The 6,738-nt window shown below is 53.2% G+C and carries 1 protein-coding gene; it reads right to left on the bottom strand.

The genetic code is table 11. From position 1 onward, the window contains the following. On the bottom strand, positions 1-6,738 hold a 6,738-nt coding region (locus tag GRI39_RS14270; protein WP_211371642.1), incomplete at both ends, for a cadherin domain-containing protein.

Raw genomic sequence — 6,738 nt, 5'->3', positions numbered from 1 at the left:
AACGCCAGTGATCTGGAAGCCCTGAACTGCACTGAGTGAGTTGGCCAGGTCAATTGTCCCAAATCCTGAAGTCTTGCCAAAGATCACATAGGCGGAACCGGTACCTCCATTAGCAAAAGCGCCTAAAAGTATATCATCGATCCCATCGCCATTCACATCCCCGGCTGAGGAGACGGAGTAACCCAGTCGATCCCCATCAGCAGCACCCAGAATTTTGAAACCATCCGCTGCGTTGAGACCACTACCCAGATCAATCGTGCCAAAGCCGCTGGCCTTGCCAAAGATCACATAGGCTGCGCCGGCATCCGCTCCGCCATCATCATTGGAAGGAGCGGCGACAATCAGATCATCATAGCCATCAGCATTCACATCTCCGGCTAAGGAAACAGAAAGGCCCAGATAGTCACTATCGGCAGCCCCAAGGATCGCAAAACCCTCTGTCGCAGTGAGCGGTGTGCTGAGATCAATCACCCGCCGTCCAGTAGCATCCAGCGCGCCAAAACCACTGGCCCCACCAAAGATCACATAGGCTGCACCGGCATCAGCACCACCATCATCGTTGGCATTCGCCCCGACAACCATATCATCATAGCCATCGCCATTCAGATCTCCGGCCATATGCATGGATCGGTAGCTCAGTTCGTCACCAGCAGCACTACCCTGAATGATAAAGCCGTAATGTTCTTTGAGGATACTCGTATCCACCACCGCCGCGACGCCTGCGGCGGCATTGGTGACAGCCACATCCTGTGACACCAGCAAATTAGCGTAGCCGCGTTCATAGAGGTTGTAGGTTACACCTTCATAAGTCTGCGTACCCCCAAAGGTGAAGCCTTGCGTTACAACACTGTCACCTGCATCGCCCGTGACGAGCATGTAGGCTTCACCACCCATCCGCCAGTCGCTGATATCCAGCAGATTCTGCCCACTGATGGTAAGTACATTGTCACCACTGCCGGTGAGGTCAATGGCCTCTACAGACAGCAGATCACCGGACAGAATTGTAGTCAGGTCAAGCGCAAAGCCCGCCCCGTCAAGCGCCAGAACGTCAAAACCTGTTCCACCGTGAATGTCTTCAAAATTCGCATCCGCAATCACGATACGATCATCACCTGCGCCTGCGCGGATGACATCCGCCCCGCCGCCGCTGGTGATAATGTCATCCCCATTACCGCCAATCAGAATGTCCGCTTCAGATGTGCCGGTCAGTGTTTTGGCAGCCTGTTCACCTTGGGCGCCCATTTCAGCGCTGCCAAAGATCACATAGGCTTCACCAGCATCACTGCCGCCATCATCACCCAGATAGGCACCGACCACAATATCATCATAGCCATCACCATTGATGTCTCCCGCAGAGGAGACAGAGCGGCCCAGACCATCTCCGGCTACATCACCCAAAATGGCAAAGCCCTGGTCTGCAGGAAGAGCTGTGACATCCACCACCTGCTGATCACCAACAGTCGTGCCAAAGCCTTGATCTGAGCCGAACAGAACATAGGCCGTGCCTGAATCTGTGCCGCCCGTGTCCGCACCATAAGTACCGACGATCAGATCAGCAAAGCCATCACCATTCACATCTCCGGCAGAAGAGATTGCATAGCCTAACTTATCATCGCCAGTGCTGGCTAATAAGAAACCTTCGGCTGCGATCAGGCCAGCAAGATTAATGGTCTGACGGCTATTACTATCCAACGTCACCGTTCCAGCGCCGTTCTTACGGCCGAAGATGACATAGGCCCCTTCATCAGCACCAACGATCACATCGTCCTGGCCATCGCCATTCAAATCGCCCGCGCCAGATACTGTCAGACCAGACCGAGAACCGGCATCCCCTTCCAGCACCAAGCCAAGATCGCTGGTTAACGCGGAAACATCGACCACTTGGCGGCCACTGATATCAGTGCCAAAGCCAGAGGCTGATCCATACACAATATAGGAGGTGCCCGCATCAGTGCCGCTATCATCGCCTCTATTCGCCCCGATGATCAGATCATCATAACCATCGCCATTGAAGTCTCCGGCGGACGATACGGATGCACCAAGCCGATCTCCATCGCCAGATCCGCGGATCACAAAGCCTTCGCTGGCGGAGAGCGCTGCAACGTCAATGACCTTGCGGCCACTCACATTTTCCCCATACATCGCCGCACTGCCGAAGATGACATAGGCTTCGCCACTGCCAGTACCTTCACCAGCAGCACTGCGGGCGCCAGCAATCACATCATCATAGCCATCACCATTGATGTCTCCGGCAGAAGATACAGAGAAGCCAAGCGCATCATTCGTGTTTCCAGCCTCAATCATGAAGCCCTGCGCTTCGGAAAGGCTGGTCAGATCCACCACCCGGCGCACACCCACCAGATCGCCAAAACCATCACCCGAACCAAAGACGACATAGGCCGCGCCACCATCGCCAGCCTGATAGGCACCAACGATAATATCTGCGAACCCATCGCCATTTACATCGCCAGCATCAGAGACCGAATAACCTAATTGGTCGGAGGCTTCGTCGCCTCGAATGATGAAACCCTGCGTTTCTGTAAGATTGGTAAGATCCAGCACTCTGCGACCACCGGACAAAATGCCAAAGCCACCCGTCTGGCCAAAGACAACATAGGCTTCCCCAGCCTTCAGCCCGCCATCCGAGCCATCATTGGCTCCAACCAAAAGATCGCCGAACCCATCTCCATTCACGTCACCCAGTGCAGATACGGAATAGCCAGCATGATCGCCGGCCTCGTCACCCTTAATGATGAAACCTTGAATCTCGGCGAGAGTCGTCGTGTCTATTCCTTCAATCACGTCAGTGACATTGACGGAAATCGCTTTCTGGACCGTATCTGTGCCATCGCTGACTTCGATGATCAGATCATAAATATTGTCAGTGTCAGCATCACCGGGGTTTTCAAAATCCGGCGCTGTGACGAAAGACAGTTCGCCTGTCTCCTCATCAATCGTGAACAGGGCAGAATCAGCCCCGCCAGCGATAGCATAGCTCAGTACATCGCCATCGGCGTCGCTAGCTTCAACCTGAACAGTGGTTTCGTTTTCAGCAAGATCTATGACCGTGCTCTCAATGACTGGAGCATCCTGCACAGGCGTGACTGTCACGCTCAATGCCTGTTGTGTTGTGTTCAGACCATCGCTTGCTGCAACAATGATATTATAGACATTGTCCCCATCATCATCGCCAGGAGCCTCATAGTCTGGCGGATTTATAAAGGAAACCTCCCCTGTCACCTCATCAATTGTGAACAGGTCGGCATCTACGCCACCTATAATGCTCCAAGTAATTGTATCATCGTTCTGATCGGTGGCCGTTACCGTTGAAACCACGGTTTGATTCTCAGCCACATCCACTGCATCACTGCTGGTAATCACCGGCGGATCATTGGAATCCGTAATCGTGACCGTCAAATTTTGCAGGACAACTTCCGTGCCGTCACTCACGCTAACCGTCACTTCATAAACATTATTGGCTCCACTATCAGCAGGGTTTTCAAAATCTGGTGGCGCGATGAAAGACAGTTCGCCAGTTTCCGCATCAATAGCGAAAAGTGCACCATCCGACCCGGCACCAGCGCCATCGAAAATGGCATAGGTCAAAGTGCTGTCAGCGTCTGGATCCTCCGCCGTCACCTGAATCACTTCGGTTTGAGCTTCTATTAATGATACGTCAGCCGCACTGGTGATCACCGGCGCTTCATTTTCATCTGTGACCGTAATCGTAACGGTCTGCTCAACTGTTGCAGTGCCATCATTAACCTCTACGATGATTTCGTAGACGTTCGTACCTAAGCTGCTGCCAGGATTTTCGTAATCTGGGGCAGTTACAAAGGAGATAGCACCGGTTGCTTGGTCTATCGTAAATGCAGCAGCATCCGCCCCACCAATGATGGCGTAGGTCAGCGTATCGCCACCCACGTCTTCATCTTCAGCCACGATTTGTATCGGATCGAGCGCGTTTTCTGCGAAAGAGATATCCGCATCACTGGTGATGACTGGCGCATCATTAGCATCGGTCAGCGTAATTGTGACTGTTTGCTCTGTAACATTCGTTCCGTCAGAAACGCTGACAATAACAGTATATTCGTTGCTGTTAGCAGCACTGCCAAAAGCTTCGAAATCAGGCGCATTCACAAAAGACAGTTCGCCGGTTTCCGGATCAATCGCGAACAGAGCTGCATCAGCACCACCAACAAGGCTGTAGGTGAGGTTCGCCAAATCATCATCAATGTCTGTCGCAGTGACTGTTGTAACCGCGGTCTGGTTTTCAGCCATCGTCACCGCCGCATCGCTGGTGATCACCGGCGGATCATTCGCATCCGTGATCGTGACCGTCACATCCTGCGTGACAGTATTCGTGCCGTCTGACACCGATACAGTCAGCACATATTCATTGGCATTAGCACCCGACCCTTGCGGATTTTCATAGTCTGGCGGCGTAATGAAAGACAGTTCACCTGTGCTTTCATCAATCGTGAACAGGGCAGCATCACCTCCAGCCACAAGAGCATAGGTCAGCGTATCAGCCACATCTTCATCACTTGCTGTGACCGTTGTTACCAGACTCTCATTTTCAGCAAGGCTGATGCTCGCATCACTGGTAATAACCGGCGCTTCATTCACGTCCTCTACCGTGACCGTGAGTGTCTCTTCCGTTACATTTTCGCCATCCGTCACCGTAACGATTACCTGATAGCTATTGCCTCCTCCTGCAGCACCTGGCGCTTCAAAGTCAGGCGGCGCGATGAAGGTCAATTCCCCTGTAGCGGAATCGATCGTAAACAGGGCTCCATCCGCACCATCAGCAATGCCGTAGACTATTGAAGCATTATCGCCTTCGGGATCTGTCGCAGTGACTGTTGTAACCGCGGTCTGGTTTTCAGCCATCGTCACCGCCGCATCGCTGGTGATCACCGGCGGATCATTCGCATCCGTGATCGTGACCGTCACATCCTGCGTGACAGTATTCGTGCCGTCTGACACCGATACAGTCAGCACATATTCATTGGCATTAGCACCCGACCCTTGCGGATTTTCATAGTCTGGCGGCGTAATGAAAGACAGTTCACCTGTGCTTTCATCAATCGTGAACAGGGCAGCATCACCTCCAGCCACAAGAGCATAGGTCAGCGTATCAGCCACATCGGTGTCTGTGGCCGTAACAGTCACAACATCTGTCAAATTCTCTGCCATTGTAATGGCAGCTTGGCTGGTGATTACCGGCGCATCGTTGGTATTGAGAACAGTGACACTGACATTCTGGCGTACCGTAGCGCCATCTTCATCACTAACCTCAACCGTTACTTCATAGACGTTATCTGACTGGAAATCCCCCGGATTCTCGTAATCAGGAGCTTCAATGAAAGAAAGCGCACCTGTTTCAGCATCAATCTTGAAAAGGCGGAAATCTGCCCCACCAACGATAGACCAAGTCAATGGGCTATTTTCGTCATCCGACGCCCGGATCACGTCGACCCCTGTCAAGCCTTCACTAATCGTGAGCGCCGCATCACTGGTGATTACCGGCGCATCGTTCTCGTCAGTTACAGTGATGGTTATGTTCTGCTGTGTAGTCTTGGTTCCATCGCTAACAGAGACAATGATGCTGTAGACCCCGTCCTCATCGAAGTCGCTGGGATTTTCATAGTCCGGCTTATCCAAAAAGGAGACGGCACCAGTATCAGCATCAATCGAGAATTTCGTCCTGTCTGCCCCGCCGATGATCGACCATGTCAGGTCTTGACCTTCATCATCCCTGGCTTCGACAAGGAAAGCGCCAAGCTTGTTTTCGGTAATGGAGAAATTATCAACGCTGGTGATCACCGGTGCTTCATTGGCATCTTCGACAGTCACATTTACACTCTGCGTGGTGACCCCGCCATTGCCATCGCTGACCTGGAGCACCACCGCATAGACATTCCCACCATCAAAGCTCGAGGGGGCTTCATAGTCGGGCGCGGTGATAAAGCTGAGCGCTCCTGTGGCGCTATCAACCGTGAACAGATCCTTATCCGCCCCACCGGCAATCGACCAGACGAGCGTATCGCCGCTATCGACATCACTGGCGCTGGCAATCATCACATTGCTGCGGTTCTCGGTGATGGTCACCGCATTGCTGCTGGTGATGACAGGCGCATCATTGGCATCTGTCACACTCACCGTGATCTGCTGCACCGTGCTGGTGGTGCCATCGCTCACCGTCACTTCCAGCTGATAGGCATTGTCCCCATCGTCATCGCCGGGCGCTTCATAATCAGGCGCCACCTTGAAGGACAGCGCTCCGGTGGTGGCATTGATCGTGAACAGATCGGCATCCACCCCGCCCGTCAGGCTGAAGGTCAGATCATCCCCTTCATCATCACTGGCCGTAATCGTCCCCACAGTCTTGGTGTTCTCCGCCAGGCTCAGACCCGATGGACCCGTCAGTACCGGCGCATCATTGACATCATTCACCGTCACCGTGACGCTCTGCTGCGTGGTCGTCACACCATCAGACACCGACACAATCACATCATAGACATTGTCCCCATCACTATCGGCCGGATTTTCAAAGTCCGGCGCCGCCTTGAAGGACAATTCACCAGCGGCATTGATCGTGAACAAGGCTCCATCTGCACCTCCTGCAATCGCATAGCTCAAACTATCGCCATCACTATCGCTGGCCACCACGCTCAGCACCGCTGTCGTGTTCTCATCCAGACTGACCGAACCACCGCTCGTAATCTCTGGCGC

The sequence above is a fragment of the Altericroceibacterium indicum genome (assembly GCF_009828105.1).
GTDB classification, from domain to species: Bacteria; Pseudomonadota; Alphaproteobacteria; order Sphingomonadales; family Sphingomonadaceae; genus Altericroceibacterium; species Altericroceibacterium indicum.
Note: the sequence above shows the minus strand (reverse complement) of the source record. Positions and strands in the feature narration are given on the sequence as shown.